The organism is Stenotrophomonas chelatiphaga, assembly GCF_032054965.1.
Lineage (GTDB): Bacteria > Pseudomonadota > Gammaproteobacteria > Xanthomonadales > Xanthomonadaceae > Stenotrophomonas > Stenotrophomonas chelatiphaga.
The window spans coordinates 182,333-198,772 of sequence record NZ_DAMBRS010000006.1 but is presented as its reverse complement, the minus strand read 5'-3'; the positions used below and the strand labels follow the sequence as shown (position 1 = coordinate 198,772).

13 protein-coding genes are annotated in these 16,440 nt (G+C 68.5%); 2 read left to right on the top strand and 11 right to left on the bottom strand.

Going from position 1 to position 16,440, the window contains the following annotated elements; all coding sequences use genetic code 11:
- Window positions 1-162: 162 nt before the first annotated feature.
- The 9 genes from RTX79_RS10395 to RTX79_RS10355 form a co-directional block, all read right to left on the bottom strand.
- Window positions 163-771, bottom strand: coding sequence for a YbhB/YbcL family Raf kinase inhibitor-like protein (locus RTX79_RS10395; RefSeq protein WP_312683586.1), 609 nt, complete (start codon window positions 769-771; stop codon window positions 163-165).
- A gap of 5 nt (window positions 772-776) precedes the next feature.
- Window positions 777-2,846: a tetratricopeptide repeat protein gene (locus RTX79_RS10390; RefSeq protein ID WP_312683584.1), complete on the bottom strand. Its 2,070-nt coding sequence runs from the start codon at window positions 2,844-2,846 to the stop codon at window positions 777-779.
- Between the two features lie 68 nt (window positions 2,847-2,914).
- On the bottom strand, window positions 2,915-3,907 hold the full coding sequence (locus RTX79_RS10385; RefSeq protein WP_312683603.1) for a YheT family hydrolase: 993 nt from the start codon (window positions 3,905-3,907) through the stop codon (window positions 2,915-2,917).
- Window positions 3,908-3,965: 58 nt separating this feature from the next.
- Complete coding sequence (locus tag RTX79_RS10380) at window positions 3,966-4,757, bottom strand: lysophospholipid acyltransferase family protein (protein WP_312683583.1); 792 nt, start codon at window positions 4,755-4,757, stop codon at window positions 3,966-3,968.
- Window positions 4,758-4,887: 130 nt separating this feature from the next.
- A complete protein-coding gene (locus RTX79_RS10375; protein WP_057508971.1) occupies window positions 4,888-5,322 on the bottom strand; it encodes a hotdog fold thioesterase in 435 nt (144 codons plus the stop codon).
- Between the two features lie 13 nt (window positions 5,323-5,335).
- Window positions 5,336-7,381 (bottom strand): phospholipase D family protein, encoded by a 2,046-nt coding sequence (locus tag RTX79_RS10370; RefSeq protein WP_428695991.1) that lies wholly within the window; start codon window positions 7,379-7,381, stop codon window positions 5,336-5,338.
- A 5-nt stretch (window positions 7,382-7,386) separates the two neighbouring features.
- Complete coding sequence (locus RTX79_RS10365) at window positions 7,387-8,019, bottom strand: YceI family protein (RefSeq protein WP_057508969.1); 633 nt, start codon at window positions 8,017-8,019, stop codon at window positions 7,387-7,389.
- 4 nt (window positions 8,020-8,023) lie between these two features.
- Window positions 8,024-8,500, bottom strand: coding sequence for a SixA phosphatase family protein (locus RTX79_RS10360; protein ID WP_057508968.1), 477 nt, complete (start codon window positions 8,498-8,500; stop codon window positions 8,024-8,026).
- A 34-nt stretch (window positions 8,501-8,534) separates the two neighbouring features.
- Window positions 8,535-9,167 carry a ParA family protein gene (locus RTX79_RS10355; protein ID WP_312683582.1) on the bottom strand — a complete coding sequence of 211 codons (633 nt, stop codon included), beginning with the start codon at window positions 9,165-9,167 and terminating at the stop codon, window positions 8,535-8,537.
- Window positions 9,168-9,293: 126 nt separating this feature from the next.
- On the opposite strand from RTX79_RS10355, the gene RTX79_RS10350 reads away from it, so the two are divergent.
- Window positions 9,294-10,778, top strand: coding sequence for an AAA family ATPase (locus RTX79_RS10350; RefSeq protein ID WP_309689206.1), 1,485 nt, complete (start codon window positions 9,294-9,296; stop codon window positions 10,776-10,778).
- A gap of 21 nt (window positions 10,779-10,799) precedes the next feature.
- On the opposite strand, the gene RTX79_RS10345 is transcribed toward RTX79_RS10350, so the two are convergent.
- A complete protein-coding gene (locus RTX79_RS10345; protein WP_312683580.1) occupies window positions 10,800-11,714 on the bottom strand; it encodes an AEC family transporter in 915 nt (304 codons plus the stop codon).
- 70 nt (window positions 11,715-11,784) lie between these two features.
- Entirely contained in the window at window positions 11,785-12,420 is a 636-nt protein-coding gene (locus tag RTX79_RS10340) for a tetratricopeptide repeat protein (RefSeq protein ID WP_309689209.1), read from the bottom strand.
- A 163-nt stretch (window positions 12,421-12,583) separates the two neighbouring features.
- Here RTX79_RS10340 and RTX79_RS10335 point away from each other — a divergent pair, with 163 nt between their 5' ends.
- Window positions 12,584-16,273: an indolepyruvate ferredoxin oxidoreductase family protein gene (locus RTX79_RS10335; protein WP_312683579.1), complete on the top strand. Its 3,690-nt coding sequence runs from the start codon at window positions 12,584-12,586 to the stop codon at window positions 16,271-16,273.
- Window positions 16,274-16,440 lie beyond the last annotated feature (167 nt).

The following is a 16,440-nucleotide window of genomic DNA, read 5'->3' as shown; positions in this document are numbered from 1 at the left end:
CCATGGACCTGTCGAAGGTGGGGCGGGGTGGGTTGGCGGGGGCGTTGAGCGCCATGGATGGCGCGAAACGAGGCCCGCAGGAGCGGCTTCTGCCGTCCCCCGCCAACCCACCCCGCCCCGCCAACGCAACAGCCCTGCAGCTGTTGACGTTGACGTCGCGTTTTACAGCGAAGGATTCAACGTATAGGTGCCATGCAGTGATGCTTCGGCCAGCACGTGGCCCTGCATCGCACGATGCACGTCGCCGGCGGTGAACGGCGTTGGCAGCTCCAGCGTCGCCACGTCCAGCGCGAACACGCGGAAGAAGTAGCGATGCACGCGTTCGTCGTTGAACGGCGGATACGGGCCGTCGTAGCCCAGGTAGGCACCGGCCATGTCCGGGTTGCCGGCGAACCAGCCGGTGAAATCATTCAGTCCCTGGCGGCTGCCCGCCGGACCGGCCGGCGCGGTCTTGCCCTTGGCCACGAAACCATCGCTGCAGCTGCCGGCAGCGAGCTCGCGCACGTCGGCGGCGATGTCGGCCATCACCCAGTGCACGAAATCACACCGCGGCTGGTCGCGCGGGATGGTCATGTCGGTGCGGCCGACGGTGTCGGCGACCGTCGGGACATCCGGGTCCACGCAGATCAGCGCGAAGGAACGGGTGCCCTCGGGCACCCCGCTCCACGCCAGCTGCGGATTGCGGTCCGGGGCGAAGCCATCGGCATCGCCGGCAGCGAATTCGCGCGCGATCGCCGCGCCGTTGGCCACGCTGGTGCTGGTCAGTTGCATGTGGCTCATTCCTCCGGGTACCCGAGGCGCACCGCGACGGGGGTCAGCAGGTCGATCGCCGCCCCCATGACCTCGCGGTAGTTGCGCCAATGGCCGCTCGGCAGGCGCGGCGGTCCGATGTTCGGTGCCACTGGCAGCTGCACGCCCATCACCTCGCTGAGCAGCAGCGCCATCGCCTGCGGATCGTTGCCGGCCGCATCCACGCGCACCAGCACGTTCGGGTACAGATCCTGCTCGTTCAGCACCGCGACCTGGGTCAGCGCGCGGGCCAGCCATTCGGCGGCTTCCTGCAGGCTGGTGATCGCCAGTTGTGCGCCGGAGCCGTAGGCGATCCAGTCCAGCAGCATGTCGCGCGGATCACGCAGCACCACCAGCAGGCGGCCCTGCGGCAGCGCCGGGCGCAGCGCCCACAACAAGGCGTTGTCCCAGAACAGCAGCCAGTCGATCACGGTGTCGTTGGACAGGCCGCGCGACGGCAGGCGCGCGCGCCAGCCATCGACCAGCCCCTGCGGCGACAGCTTGCCCGAGGCCAGGTCCTGCAACGTGTTGTAGTTCTGGAAGGCGTCGTCCGGCGGCGTGGCACTGAAGCGGTCAACGCGCACCAGTGGACTGGCCGCGCTGAGCGCGCTCATCACTTTTTCGACGTTCGAACCGGGAGCGCCCCACAGGAACATCGGGCGCGATGCCAGCTCCGGATCGACCTCGCCAAGTGCCGGCCAGCTGGCCGGCGCCTTGGCCTGCGGCGGCAGCGGCAGGCGGTTGGCCACGTTGTCGGCATGCAGCTCAAGCCAGGTGCGCAGTGCTTCGCGCGGCTGGCCGCCACGGTCATGCACTTCGCCCAGCCAGGTGCGCAGGTCTTCCCGTGCACGTCCTTCGGCGCCGTCCACCATCTGCTGCACGCGGGCCGCGGCGGCAGCCGGATCGCGCTGCACCAGGCCATCCACCAGCCGCGTTGCACCGCTGACGCGGCCGGGCTCCAGCGCCAGGATGCGTTCGGCCATCGCTTCGGCTGCGTCGTGCTCGCCGGTCATGTCGTGCAGGCGCATGCGGGTTTCCAGCGCCGGCAAGTGGGCCGGCATCGCGGCCAGCCAGCGTTCGCCCACTGCCACGGCGCCTTCGCTGCCCACGCCTTCCACCGACAGCCGCGCCAGCCACAGGTTGTGCAGCTGGTCGTGATCGGCCAGCACCGCATCCAGTTCGCTGCGCGCTTCGTCGTCGCGGCCCAGGCGCTGCCACGCCATCAGCAGCAGCTGCAGCAACTGCGGGTCGCCCGCATTGGCGGCCAGCAGCGGGCGCAGGTGGTCACGCGCCTGCAGCGGCTGGCCGGACTGCAACGCCAGCTGCGCGGCGAAACGGCGCATCGCCACGCTGTCCTGGCCGGGCTGCTGCAGGGCCTGCTCGATCAGCTCGGCGGCCGCAGCGGGGTTGTCCTGGCGCAGCGCCAGCTGCACCAGCAGCCCGTGCAGCGCGGTCATCTTCGGGTTGAGCACCAGCACGCGGCGGAACGCCTGTTCGGCGAAGGCCAGCATGTCCTTGCCCAGGTACGCCGTGCCCAGCGCGTAGACGATGCGTGGGTCGTCCGGCAGCGCGCGCACGGCGCTGGACAGCTGGGCCAAGGCCTCGTCCAGCGCGCCGCGACGCAGCGCCACCATGCCCGACAGCGCCACCACTTCGGGGTTCTCCGCATCCACGCGCGCGGCCAGCTTGAGCTGCTTTTCAGCCTCGTCCACGTCATTGCGGGCCAGCGCCAGGTGCGCCTGCATCAGGTAGGCCGACAGCTCGTTCGGATTGAAGCCGGTGGTGCGCCCGAGCGCCGCTTCGGCAGCCTCGAACTGGTGCAGCGCCAGCAACAGGCCGGCGTGCTGCAGGTGCAGGTCGGCATCGTCCGGGGCGAGCGCAAGCGCACGCTGCAGGCTTTCGACCGCGGCCGGCAGCTGGCCCTGCTGCTGCAGCGCCAGCGCATGCCAGCGATGCGCCTGCGGCAGCTGGGGCTCATCGGCGATCCAGCGGGTGGCCAACTGCACGGCCTGGTCGGCGTCATGGCGACGCAGGGCTTGGAGTATCTGTTCTTGCATGACGGGTCCGGCTGGAGTGCAAACCCGCATTGTAACGACCCTGACCCCGCGTGCCGCCGGCGCCGGGTTCAGCCGCCCCGGGCCGCCTGTCCAAGGTGCTGGGCGACCCAGCGCTCGGAAAACCCATCACCCCGCCAGTTTTCCAGGAAGCCACAGTGGCCGCCCCATTCGGCGGTCTGCAGGCTGGCCGACAGCGGCAGCTGCCAGTCATTGAAGGTGACATAGGGAATGACGGGGTCATCCTTGGCCATCAGGATGTCCGCCGGCACCTGCAGGTCCGCCAGCCGCTCGCCGGCGATGGAATAGCCATCGAAATAGGCCTGCAGCGAACCGTAGTCGGTGTGGTGCTCGACCAGCCAGGCGGTCAGCGCGCGGATGTCCAGCCGCAGCACGCGCTCATCCCAATCACTCAGCTCGGGATAGACCGCCTGTTTGCGCCGCAGCGATCCAGCCCACTTGCGGCGGAAGTACCAGTCGTACATCGCCGGGCCGTTCTCGATGCTGTCCATGGTCAAGCCGGGATCCAGCACCGGGCACACCGACGCCACCCGTTGCAGCGGCACGCCCGCCGCAGGCGCGCGCAGCGCCAGCCGCAGCACGAAGTTGCCACCCAGCGAATAGCCGGCCGCGACCAGCGGCAGCTGTGGCCAACGACGGGCGATATCAGCGGCGGCATGCACCACTTCATCGATGCGGTTGGAGTGGAAGATGCCGGGATTGAGGTGATGGGTGTTGCCGTGGTCGCGGAAGTTCAGCCGCACCACGTCGAAGCCTTCGGCCAGCATGCGCGCCGCGGTCATGCGCATGTAGCTGGATTCGGCGCTGCCTTCCCAGCCATGCAGCAGCAGCGCCATGCCGCGCGGCGCGCGCCCTTCGATGGCGCTGTGCCAGGCCTGCAGGCGCACCCCTTCGCCGCCATCGAGGATCAGCTCGCGGTGGCTCGCGCCGGTGGCCGCCAGCAGCTCCTGCCCGCGGCGCAGGCGCAGCCGGCTGGAACTGAGCATCGACTGCAGGTGTGCGTTGCGCAGCCAGCGCGGTGGCTGGTAATCGGCCGCTGTCAGCAGTCCGGGCGGGCCGGAATCGAAGGACATCGCGGGCGCGGGGACGGACACCGTCGGCTCAGGTCCCGGCCATTGCCGCGAGGATGCGGGTGCGCGAGGTTTCGGCGATGCGCCGGCGACCCTCCAGGTCCTGGCCGCCGATCGGCTCCAGGAAGTGCACTTCGGCACGCCGGGCCGGCTCGCCCAGCAGGCGCAGGAAGTTGGCGAAGAAGCTTTCGCGCGGCCCGAACGCCACGATGGTCTGTGCATCGCCACCTGCGCCGTAGCGCAGCGCCACCGGCTGCACCGGCACGCCGGTTTCCACCGCGGCCTGGAAGATGCGGGCATGGAACGGTCCGACTTCATGGCCGCCCCGGGTGCGACCCTCCGGGAACACGCCCACGCCCTTGCCTTCGCGCAGGCGCACGACCATCTGCTGCATCACCCCGTCCAGCGATTCAGTGCTGCCACGCTGGTGGAAGATGGTCTGGCCACGCCCGGCCAGCCAGCCGACCACCGGCCAGCCGGCGATTTCGCGCTTGGCGACGAAACCCATCATGCGCTGGCTGTGCAGCACGCAGATGTCGACCCAGCTGACATGGTTGGCAACGAACAGCACCGCGCCCTGCAGCGGCTTGCCGATGCGCACCAGGCGGAAGCCGAAGATCCACATCAGGCCGGCCGACCACCAGTTGACCACCTTGTAGCCAAGCGGCTCATCGCCCACGCGCAGTTCGCCCCACGGCGGCAGCATGCCGATGAGGATCAGCGGCAGGAAGACAAGCAGGTGGATGAGCAGCAGCGGTACGCGGTACAGGTAGCGGCACACACGCGCCACGCCGCCACGGGTGGCCGGAGTGGGGGAATTCATGCGGGAACGATACCCGAGCACCGCAGCGCCTGCCAGCGCGGGGTGGCCAAAGCGGCTGCGCGGATGGGCCAGCAGCCGGCAACGCTGTGTTCCGCGCCGGCCCGCGCGCGCTTGTAGACGTGCCGGGTGCTCAACCGTGGCCGGCGGCCACCACCGCCAGGGTCAGGCGCGAAGTGCACACCAGCCGTGCCTGCTCATCTTCGATGCGGATGTCCCAGATCTGCGTGCTGCGGCCCACATGCACCGCGCGTGCGGTGCCGGTCACCACGCCTTCGCGCTTGGCGCGCACGTGGTTGGCATTGATCTCCAACCCGACGCAGACCTGCTGGCTGTTGTCCACGCACAGGTTGCCGGCACTGCTGCCCAAGGTCTCGGCCAGCACCACCGACGCCCCGCCATGCAGGATGCCGTAGGGCTGGTGGGTGCGCGCATCCACCGGCATGGTCGCCTGCAGCCAGTCATCGCCTGCTGCGGTGAACACGATCCCCAGCTGGGAAATCACCGTGTTGGCGCTGAGCGCGTTGAGGGCATCAAGGGAAATCGCCTGGCGGAATACGGAAGGCACGGCACAGCTCCAGTCAGAGGATCGGTACCAGGCCGGCGCCGAAGGCGGTCAGCATGCGCACCAGCAACAGTTTCGGGCCGACGTTGACTTCGGGGAAGTCACCGACGGCGGTGTAACAGGCATGGAAATCCGGGTGTTGCCGCGGCAACGGCTCCGGACACGCCGGACCGGGCTGGAACTCGTAGTCGGTGGCATAGCGCCACGGCCAGAAGTCCAGGATCGGCAGCGCTTCGGACGCCTTGCCCATGCTGTAGTTCAACCCGGACAACACCGGCGGCTTGCTGCGCGGCGCCACCGTCCAGGAGTTCTGCGGATGGATGTCGCGCAGGATGCTGTCGGCCAGGCGCTGGGCGAACACCGGGTCGTCGATGATCACCGCGCCTTCGGTATTGTAGTTTTCACTGCGCGGGTCGAAGTTGTGCGTGCCGATCACGCCGATGCGGCGATCCACCACCAGCGACTTGGCATGCAGGCCCATGCGCGCGCCCTGGCGGGTCACCGGCAGCGGGCGGTTGACCGCCTTGCTGCCCAGGAACGAAGGCCGGGTCTCGGTACGCAGCAGGTCGCGTTCCACTTCGCTGCCCGCGGCGCGCCGGCGTTCGCGTGCATTCTGGTAGGCGCTGCCGGTGCGCGGATTGCCACGCACGGCCACGTCCGGGGCTGCGCTGTCCTGGGCACGGCTGCCGCTGCCGGGAGGGCGCGCGTTGCTGCCCGCCGCACTGCCACCCAGCATGCCGCCGCGGCGGCCTTCCGGGTAGTCGCCGGCGATCGGGTCCGGCAGCAGGTTGCGGTAGTCCACCGGCGCATCCAGCGGGAACGGCTTGAACTCGAAGATGTTGAAGCCCAGCTCGCGCATGTTGCGCCGCTTGTACTTGTAGGACAGCGCGTAGACGATCGGATTGTCGGTGGCCGCCAGGCTGTTGGTGGACACCAGCACGCGCGGCGGATCCGCCTGCCTGCGCAGGTCGGCGAACAGTTGGCGCGCCGGCTTGGACAGCACCAGGTACGGCGTCTGCAGCAGCACTTCGGACTGCGCTTCGGAAATCAGCCGGTCCAGCTGCGGTTCGGTGACATGCTGCCCGTTTCGCGGCTGCTCGGCGCTCTCGCGGCGATGCTTGCGCGGCAGGTCGGCCACGTAACGCACCGAGGCCACCGGCAATGCGGTGTCGACGAAGCTGCGGCTGATCCAGGCATCGTCGATGGCTTCGGCCAGCACCCGTTCCACCCGTTCCGGCCGCCGGTACACGGCCGGTGGCAGCGTCGGCGGGCCGCTGTCGAGCAGGATCCGCCCGACGTCGTTCAACCGTTCGGCCGGCACGCTGCGCGGCGCCTTCCAGAACGCCTCGAAGTTGGCCGCCATCACCCGCGCCTCGGGACCGGCCACCAGCACGTCGCGGTCGCGGAAGTTGTATTCCGAATCCCAGTCGTAGTAATCGTCCTGGTAATTGCGGCCGCCGACCACGCCGATCGCATCATCGACCACCAGCAGCTTGTTGTGCATGCGCTGGTTGAAGCGGCGGAAGCAGCACAGCACGCTGCCGGCGTAGTCGAAGTAGTTCAGCTGCGCCTTGCCGAAGGTCGGGTTGTATACGCGCAGCTCGAAATTCTGGTGCGCAGACGACAGCGCGCCGAGGATCTGCAGGTCCGAGATCGCCGACAGCTGGTCGATCAGCAGGCGCACCTTGACGCCACGGCGGCTGGCCGCCAGCAGTTCATCGATGACCAGCCGGGCGCTGTCATCCTTGTCGAAGATGTAGGTCTGCAGGTCGATGCTGCGGGTGGCGCTGCGCAGCAGGTTCAGCCGTGCCACCAGCGCTTCCTCGCCTTCATCCAGGATGGTCGCGTAGTGCCGGGGCTGGTCGGCGGTCGATTCGGTGAACGCCCGGCCGGCCAACGCGCGCAGCGGTGAATCCTGCGCGCAGCGGTCGGCGCGGTCGCAGTCCACCACGGTGGAACGGGCCTGCGCCGCGATGCCCGCGGCGCGCTCGCGCTCACTGTTGGACAACGACGCACAGCCGCCGAGCAGCAGCAGGCCTGCCAGCATCAGCCAGCGCGACATCAGGTTCACGGTTTCGGCGCCTCGCTCAGGCGCGCTCGCAGTACGAAGGTCACTCGATCACTCAAGGCAAGCTGCCAGTTGTCCATGCCGTAGCGGCCCCGCAGGACGGTCCCACGGCTGACGACATCGCAATCATAGCCGGGTCTGGCGCATTCCGCCTTTTCCACCCGCAGCGTTTCGGGATGGCTGACCCCGCGCAGCATCAGGCGGCCCTGGATGTCACCGCCCTGGTCCACCCGCGCCGGATCGTACGGCAGCGAGTCGAATTCCACGACCGGATGGCGGGCCGCATCGAAGAACTCTTCCCCGCGCATCCAGCCGGTATAGCGTGGCTTGCCGGGGATCTCCACCGAGCGGGTGTACATCTTCAGATGGACCTGGTGGCGCCCGTCGGACAGCACCTCGATGCGGCCTTCGAAATGCGGAAAGCTGCCTTCGATGCGCTGTCCCAGCCGGCTGCGCACTTCGAAACCCAGCTGCGAGCGCTGGGTGTCCAGCACCAGCGGCGCGCGGTGCACGACCTGCACCGCCGGCAGCGCCGCAGGCGGGGCCAGCAGCGGTGCCAGCGCCGGCTGTGCTGCCAGTCCAGCCGGAACGATCGCCAATCCGAGCAGCAGCCCCCTCTGCCACGCGTTCATCGGATCACGGCCACCAGAATGCGTTGAGGCTGGCGACGCCGGGTTCGATGCTGGCTTCCTTCGGGAACTGCAGCACGGCGATACCGGCCGGCGGCATGCCGCGGTAGTCGCTGGTCTCGCCGGTGTTCAACAAGGCGACCAGGCGCTCCAGGCCAGGATTATGGCCGACGATCATCAGGCGTTCGACGTCGTTTCGATCGTCGACCAGGCCGATCAGGGTGCCGGGCGTGGCGTCGTACACCTTGTCTTCCAGCTTGTGTTCGAAGAAGCCGGTGATGCCGACCACCGCTTCCAGGGTTTCGCGGGTACGCCGGGCCGGTGAACAGAGCACGCAATCAGGCTGCAGGTTGTTGTCCTTGAGCCACTTGCCGGCCGCTTCGGCCTCGGCAAGTCCGACCGCCGAAAGGGGCCGGTCAAGGTCAGCCTGTCCGGTGCTGGCCGGTTCGGCGTGGGCATGGCGAAGCAGGATCAGTTCACGCATCGGAGTCTTCCATTGGATGAGGGGTACAAGCGGCTCATGCCTTGTCCAGCCATGTCAGCAGGGGTTCCCAGTCGGCCTGGTGTTCGCGGACCTGGGCGGAACGGTAATCGAACAGGCTGCGTCCCAGCCCGGTCATCACTACGTAGCTCTGGCTGTCGCGCAGCTGCGCCACCACCGGGTAGGGCCAGTCGGACAGCATCTGGATGGCCTGCTGCGACGTCTGGGTCCACGGCTTGGTGCGGTTCAGCACCAGCCCCACCGGCAGCTTGCGGTTGTGCACCCGGGCCACCTTGGACAGGCTGTTGAGGAAGCCGACGATGGCTTCGATGTCCAGCGCGGAAGGCAGCACCGGCACCACCACGGCATCGGCGGCGTCGAGGAAATGCGGGATATCGTCGGCCAACGCACCGGCCGGGGCATCGATGATCACCGTGTCGGTGCCATCGGGGAGCTTCTGCGCCCATTGCTTCTTCTTGTGCACGTCGATCGGCAGCACCGCGCTTTCCAGCTCGGAACGACGCTGCGCCCAGCGGGTGCTGGAGCCCTGCGGGTCGGCGTCGGCAATCACCGTACGCCGGCCCTGCAGTGCCGCATGTGCGGCCAGGTGGGTGGCGATGGTGGTCTTGCCCACCCCACCCTTGGAACCGGCCACCAGGATGGTCTTCATGCAGGCCTCGCTTCCGGGAGAACGTTGCCCGAGCGTACACCGGAGCAGGTGAGGGTGATAGTCGCGCGGCTGAACCACCGCGGCCGTGGCTTTGTTATCGTGGCGCCCCCGAAGGATCGAACCGGCATGAGCGAACTGCAGGACCTCAGCGCGCTGATACGCGCCAATACGCCCCTGATCGTGATCGAGACCCAGGACGAAGGCCGGATCATCGAACTGTTCCGGCAGACCCTGCTGCAGGTATGGCGGGCGCTGCACCGCTGGTCGATCACCGAAGGCCTGCGCCGCATCGACCTGGAACGCGAGGACGACGCGGTCGGCCCACCCGATGCCAGCGCGGCGCTGCAGATGATCCAGCAGGCCGACCAGCGCGGGATCTACCTGCTGCTCGATTTCCATCCCTACCTGGGCTACGCCAGCCACCAGCGCGCGCTGCGCGATCTGATCCAGCGCCGCCACAGCCAGCCGCACGTGCTGGTGCTGATCGGCGCGAAGGTGACCCTGCCGCCCGAGCTTGAAGCCCTGGCGACGCGCTTCAATCCGCGCCTGCCCGACGCCAATGCATTGCTGAAGATGCTGCGCGAGGAAGCGGCCGGTTACGCGCGCGAGCACGGCGGCCGCCGGGTCGAGGTGGACAGCGAGGCGGTGAAGAAGATCCTGCGCAACCTGCAGGGCCTGAGCCTGGTCGATGCGCGGCGGATCGCCCGCCAGCTGATCTATGCCGACGGCGCGCTGGGCGATGATGACCTGCCGCAGCTGGCGCGGCTGAAGTTCGAGCTGCTCAACCGCAGCGGCCACTTGATGTATGAGTACGACACGGCGCGTTTTGCCGACGTGGCCGGTGCCAACCGGCTCAAGCGCTGGGTCAACCAGCGCCGGATCGCCTTCCTGGCCGGCGCGGCACCGGCCGGCCTGGATCCGCCGCGCGGCATGCTGCTGCTGGGCGTGCAGGGCTGTGGCAAATCGATGCTGGCCAAGGCGACCGCCGCCGGTTTCGGCGTTCCCCTGCTGCGCATGGACGTGGGCGCGCTGTACAACAAGTACCACGGCGAAACCGAGTCGAACCTGCGCCAGGCGCTGGCATCGGCCGAGCAGCTGGCGCCGTGCGTGCTGTGGATCGATGAGATCGAGAAGGGCCTGGCGACCGGCGGCGAGGACGGCGGCGTCTCACGCCGGGTGCTGGGGACGCTGTTGACCTGGATGGCCGAGCGCAAGGCCCCGGTATTCATCGTGGCCACCGCCAACCAGGTGCACGAACTGCCCGCCGAACTGCTGCGCAAGGGCCGCTTCGACGAGATCTTCTTCGTCGACCTGCCCGGCCCGGATACACGCGTGGAACTGCTGCGCCTGCACCTGGCGCGTCGCCAGTTGAATGCCGACGCCTTCGCGCTGCCTGCGCTGGCAGCGGCGGCGGAGGGTTTCTCCGGCGCGGAAATCGAACAGGCCATCGTCGCCGGCCTGTACGCCGCGCATGCCGACCAGCGTGCGCTGGATACCGACGTGCTGATGGCGGAAATCCGCGGCAGCCGCCCGCTGTCGGTGCTGATGGCCGAACAGGTCCAGGCGCTGCGCGAGTGGGCCGCACCACGCACGGTCAACGCCGACGATTGAACCCTGCGCCGGCGTTCCCGGTCAGGCCATGTGGCGCAGCAGCCACACCCAGGCCGGCAGCGTGGCCAGCGACAGCAGGATGCCGTAGCCCACCAGGGCCGCGGCCAGGCGCGGTGCCAGCCGATGGGCGATGGCCAGCGCGGCAGCGGTGATCATCGTCGGCATCGCCGACTCCAGCACATTCACCTGCAGCATCACGCCCTGCAGGCCCAGCAACCAGGACAGCGGCAGCGCCAGGGCGGGCATCACCAGCAGCTTCAGGCCCAGCCCGAGCCCCAGCGGCAGCAGTTCGGCGCGTGACAGCCGCAGCTGTATGGAAAGACCCACCGCCAGCATCACCAGCGGCAGCATCGCATCGGCCAGCTGGCGCAGCCCATCGCCGACCCACGCCGGCGGGCTGGCCGGCATCAGCAGCAGCGCGAACAGCAACGCCCACAGCGGCGGAAACCGGACGATGCGGGCCAGTACCTGCAGCACGCCGGGCGGCGTGTCGCCGCTGTAGCGGGCCAGCACCACCAGCCCGAAGGTGGACAGCAGCAGGAAGGTGCCGAACTGGTCGTACACCACCGCGTAGGGCAGTGCGGCATCCCCCAGCAGCGCGCGCACCATCGGATAGCCGATGAAGCTGGAGTTGGCCAGGGCCACGCAGATCAGCAGCACGGCGTGCACGTCGCGGGCGAAGCCGAACACCCGCGTGGCCAGCGACACCAGCGCCCAGGTCGCCAGCATCAACAGCCACGGCGTCACCATCAACCCGGCAAGGCTGGGCTTCAGCTGCAGCTGCGGGACGTAGGTCAGCACCGCAGCCGGCAGGCACACATACAGCACGACGCCGTTCAGGACCTGCGCGCTGTTGTCCGGCAGCACCCGCAGCCGCGCGAACAGCATGCCCACGCCGAGCATGGCCAGGATCAGCGCGAAGGCATCGAAGGCCATCGTCTAGGCCATCAACAGCCGTCGCAGGGCCGTTGCCGGCCGGCCGCAGCCTGCGCTGCGGCCCGCCCGGTCAGGGCCACTTCGGCGGCTGCGCGGCCCACGCCTGCTGGACCTGCGCCAGGGTGGCGCGCTCGCTGTCCCGCCATGCCGGCAACAGGCTCGGGTAGTTCGTCGACGTGCTCCACTGGCCGGGTTCGGTGCGCACGGCGGCGGCATACCACTTCACCGCATCCTCCTTCTGCCCGAGCTCCCACAGGGCCAGTGCGTAGGTCGGCGGGATCCACGACGGATTGCCGCGCAATGCGCTGGCCGCGGCATGCCACTGCTCCAGCGCCGCCTCAGGCTGGCCCTGGCGGAACAGGTCCCAGCCGTGGCTCCAACGCACCATCCGGCCCGACGGCGAATTGGCCGCGGTGGCCTGCAGGGCTTCGGTGTAGAGCTGCTGGCCAAGTTCGGTGCGGCCCTGCGCGATGGCCACCCCGGCCAACTGCACGGTCGCCTCGAGCGACTTGCGCCCGCGCTCGCGCTGGCGAAGCAGCTGGCTGACCAGGTCATCGCCTTCGGCCTGCACCACCACCACCGGGACGGCAGCAGGATCAGGATCGAAATAGAACTCCTGCGGCGCAGGCAGGAGGGGGGCAGCCCATGCAGCGGCTGTCCCCGATACCAGCACCAGGCTGGCAAGGAACTGTCTTACAAGTGACATCTCGTTTTCCCCAGGTTGAAACAACAACCTCCCACTTCCTGATCCTAACCGCAGTGCGGCATCAGAAGCGAGTACCGGCCCACGACGGGGCCACTGTTACAATCCGCGGCCTCCGGTCCTGCGCACGCGCAGCCGGCGCCAGCCGATCCGAACCAGGCCAGCCATGACCAGTACCGCCCAGCTTACGTCTCCCGATTCCGCCGACCAGCTCGACCGCGATTACACGCTCGACCACAAGTACGCGCGCGAAACCGGGCGGATCTACCTGAGCGGCGTGCAGGCGCTGGTCCGCCTGCCGCTGATGCAGCGGTTGCGCGATGCCGCCGCCGGCATCGACAGCGCCGGCTTCATCAGTGGCTACCGCGGCAGCCCGCTGGGCGGTTTCGACCTGGAGCTGTGGCGCGCGCGCCAGCACCTGGAGGCCGCCAGGGTGAAGTTCACCCCCGGCCTGAACGAAGATCTCGGCGCGACCATGGTGTGGGGAACGCAGCAGACCAACCTGTTCCCGGGTGCCAACGTGCAGGGCGTGTTCGGCATGTGGTACGGCAAGGGCCCGGGCGTGGACCGCTGCGGCGATGTCTTCAAGCACGCCAATGCGGCCGGCACGTCGCGGCTCGGCGGCGTGCTGGCGCTGGCGGCCGATGACCATGCCTGCCGCAGTTCCACCCTGCCGCATGGCAGCGAGGACGAGTTCGTCAGCGCGATGATGCCGGTGCTGAATCCGGCCGGTGTGCAGGACATCCTGGACATGGGCGTGCTGGGCTGGGCGATGAGCCGGTACACCGGGCGCTGGATCGGCTTCAAGACCATTGCCGAGACGGTGGAATCGTCCGCATCGGTGGACGTGGACCCGCTGGCACGGCGCATCGTGCTGCCCGACGACTTCGAGATGCCGGCCGGTGGCCTCAACATCCGCTGGCCGGACCCGCCGCTGGACCAGGAAATGCGCCTGCACCGCTACGCGGTCAAGGCCGCCCAGGCATTCGCGCGTGCCAATGGCATCGACCGCACCGTGCTGGATTCACCGCGCGCGCGGCTGGGCATCGTCACCACCGGCAAGAGCTACCTGGACGTGCTGCAGGCGCTGGAATACCTGGGCCTGGACGAGACGGCCTGCGCCGACATCGGCATCCGCGTGTACAAGGTCGGCATGACCTGGCCACTGGAACCGCAGGGCATCGCGCGCTTCGCGCAGGGGCTGGAAGACATCATCGTGGTGGAGGAGAAGCGGGCCTTCATCGAGCGCCAGATGAAGGAACAGTTCTTCAACTGGCCGGCCAGCTGGGGCCCGCGGCCGTCCATCGTCGGCAAGTACGACGAGCAAGGCGAGTGGATCCTGCCGTCCACCGGCGAGCTGACCCCGGCCACCATCGCCGGGGTGATCGGCCGGCGCATCCAGAAGTTCTTCAACAACGAGTCCATCGAACAGCGCCTGCAGTGGATGCAGGAGAAGGAAGCCGAGCTGGCGCTGCCGCGCGCCAACTTCCCGCGCGTACCGCATTACTGCTCCGGCTGCCCGCACAACACCTCCACCACCGTGCCGGAAGGCTCGCGCGCGCTGGGCGGCATCGGTTGCCATTACATGGTGACCTGGATGGACCGCAGCACCGATACCTTCACCCACATGGGCGGCGAAGGGGTGACCTGGGCCGGCCAGGCCGCCTTCACCGATACCCCGCACGTGTTCCAGAACCTGGGCGATGGCACCTATTTCCACAGTGGCTCGCTGGCGATCCGCCAGTCGGTCGCCGCCGGGGTCAACATCACCTACAAGATCCTCTACAACGACGCGGTGGCGATGACCGGTGGCCAGCCGGTGGACGGCCCGCTGAGCGTGCCGGACATCGCCCGGCAGATGCGCGCCGAAGGCATCCAGACCATCGTGGTGCTGTCGGACAACATCGAGAAGTGGACGCGCCAGCGCGACCAGTTCCCGGACGGCGTGGCCTTCCATGACCGCAGCGCGCTGGATGCAGTACAGAAGCAGCTGCGCGAGGTGAAGGGTGTTTCGATCCTCATCTACGAACAGACCTGCGCGACTGAAAAACGCCGCCGGCGCAAGCGCGGCAAGCTGGAAGATCCGGCCAAGCGGGTGGTCATCAACTCGCTGGTGTGCGAAGGCTGCGGCGACTGTGGCAAGAAGAGTTTCTGCGTGTCGGTGCTGCCGAAGGAGACCGAGTTCGGGCGCAAGCGCGATATCGACCAGTCCAACTGCAACAAGGATTATTCCTGCACGACCGGCTTCTGCCCCAGCTTTGTCACCGTGCACGGCGGCAAGCCGCGCAAGGGCAGCAAGCGCGATGCCTCCACCCTGCTGGACAACCTGCCGGCGCCGCCGGTGCGGACCGCGCTGGAGCAGCCCTGGAACATCCTGATCACCGGTGTCGGTGGCACCGGCGTGGTGACCATCGGCGCGCTGCTGGGCATGGCCGGGCACCTGGAAGGCAAGGGCTCCTCGGTGCTGGACCAGACCGGCCTGGCGCAGAAGGGCGGCGCGGTCACCACCCACATCCGCATCGCCCGCACCCCGGCCGACATCCATGCCGTGCGCATCGCCGCCGGTGAAGCCGACCTGGTGCTGGGCTGCGACATGGTGGTGGTCAACGATTACTGGGCGCTGTCCAAGGTGCGCGCCGGTCGCACCCAGGTGGTGCTCAACACCTATGAAGCAATGCCGGGCAGCTTCACCACGCGGCCGGACATGCAGTTCCCCGCCGCCGACATCGTGGCCGGCATCCGCGTGGCGCTGGGCGGCGAATCGCCGCTGCTGCTGGACGCCACCCAGCTGGCGACCGCGCTGCTGGGCGATGCGATCGCCTCCAACCTGTTCATCCTGGGCTACGCGTGGCAGCAGGGCCTGGTGCCGCTGTCCTTCGATGCGCTGATGCGCGCCATTGAACTCAACGGCGCGGCCGTGGCGATGAACCAGCAGGCCTTCGCCTGGGGCCGCCTGGCTGCGGTCGATCCGCAGGCCGTGCAGCAGGCCGCCGGCCTGATCCGCAACGGCCATACTTCGGCTGAAACCACGCCGGGGCCGCTGCACGCGTTGCCGCCGGGCGAATGGGAAAGCACCGAATGGGGCGCCACCGCCGCACCGCGCAACAGCAGCGACGAACGCGAACTGCGTGGCCTGCCCGGGAATGCCGGCGATGACGTGGCGTTCCTGCCGCTGGACGATGCCCGGCTGTCGCGCTCGCTGGACGAGATGATCATGCGCCGCGCCGCGTTCCTGGTCGACTACCAGGACCAGGCCTATGCAGACCGCTACCTCACGCTGGTCGACCGCGTGCGGGTGACCGAGAGGGAGGTGATCGGCGGCTCCACCGCGCTGACCGAGACCGTGGCCCGTTACCTGTTCAAGCTGATGGCCTACAAGGACGAGTACGAAGTGGCGCGGCTGTATACCAGCGGCGACTTCCAGCGCCGCCTGCAGCAGCAGTTCGAAGGCGAGTACCAGCTGCGCTTCCATCTGGCCCCGCCGTTATTCGCGAAGAAGGATGCGCAGGGCCGCCTGATCAAGAAGGAATACGGCCCGTGGATGCTGAAGGCCTTCGGCGTGCTGGCGAAGCTGAAGTTCCTGCGCGGCGGCCGCCTGGACCCGTTCGGCCACACCGCCGAGCGCGTCGGCGAACGCCAGCTGATCACCGATTACGAAGCCACCGTGCAGCTGCTGCTGGACGGGCTGGATGACCACCGGCTGGCGCTGGCGGTGGAGATCGCCAGCATTCCCGAACACATCCGCGGCTACGGCCACGTCAAGGAAGCGCACCTGGAAAAAGCCAAGGCGCGCGAGGCGGCCTTGCTGGCGCAGTGGCGCAACCCGCGCGCGCTGCACATCGTCCAGGTCGCCTGACGGCCGCCAAGGGGAATGACGGCCGCTGATGGTAGTGACGGCCGCTGGTCGTCAACAAAGCAATCGAACAGTCACCTCATCCCAATGTAACCGTTTGATTACTGTTGGACTTGTGTGGGCCATCGGTTACATCCGATGGCCCAGCTCAAGCCGCCCAGCCCGCCGAC

Coding starts and splice junctions, on each gene's coding strand:
- RTX79_RS10395 (WP_312683586.1), bottom strand. CDS start 771: ATGCAACTGACCAGCACCAGCGTGGCCAACGGCGCGGCGATCGCGCGC.
- RTX79_RS10390 (WP_312683584.1), bottom strand. CDS start 2,846: ATGCAAGAACAGATACTCCAAGCCCTGCGTCGCCATGACGCCGACCAG.
- RTX79_RS10380 (WP_312683583.1), bottom strand. CDS start 4,757: ATGAATTCCCCCACTCCGGCCACCCGTGGCGGCGTGGCGCGTGTGTGC.
- RTX79_RS10370 (WP_428695991.1), bottom strand. CDS start 7,381: ATGTCGCGCTGGCTGATGCTGGCAGGCCTGCTGCTGCTCGGCGGCTGT.
- RTX79_RS10365 (WP_057508969.1), bottom strand. CDS start 8,019: ATGAACGCGTGGCAGAGGGGGCTGCTGCTCGGATTGGCGATCGTTCCG.
- RTX79_RS10360 (WP_057508968.1), bottom strand. CDS start 8,500: ATGCGTGAACTGATCCTGCTTCGCCATGCCCACGCCGAACCGGCCAGC.
- RTX79_RS10355 (WP_312683582.1), bottom strand. CDS start 9,167: ATGAAGACCATCCTGGTGGCCGGTTCCAAGGGTGGGGTGGGCAAGACC.
- RTX79_RS10350 (WP_309689206.1), top strand. CDS start 9,294: ATGAGCGAACTGCAGGACCTCAGCGCGCTGATACGCGCCAATACGCCC.
- RTX79_RS10345 (WP_312683580.1), bottom strand. CDS start 11,714: ATGGCCTTCGATGCCTTCGCGCTGATCCTGGCCATGCTCGGCGTGGGC.
- RTX79_RS10340 (WP_309689209.1), bottom strand. CDS start 12,420: ATGTCACTTGTAAGACAGTTCCTTGCCAGCCTGGTGCTGGTATCGGGG.
- RTX79_RS10335 (WP_312683579.1), top strand. CDS start 12,584: ATGACCAGTACCGCCCAGCTTACGTCTCCCGATTCCGCCGACCAGCTC.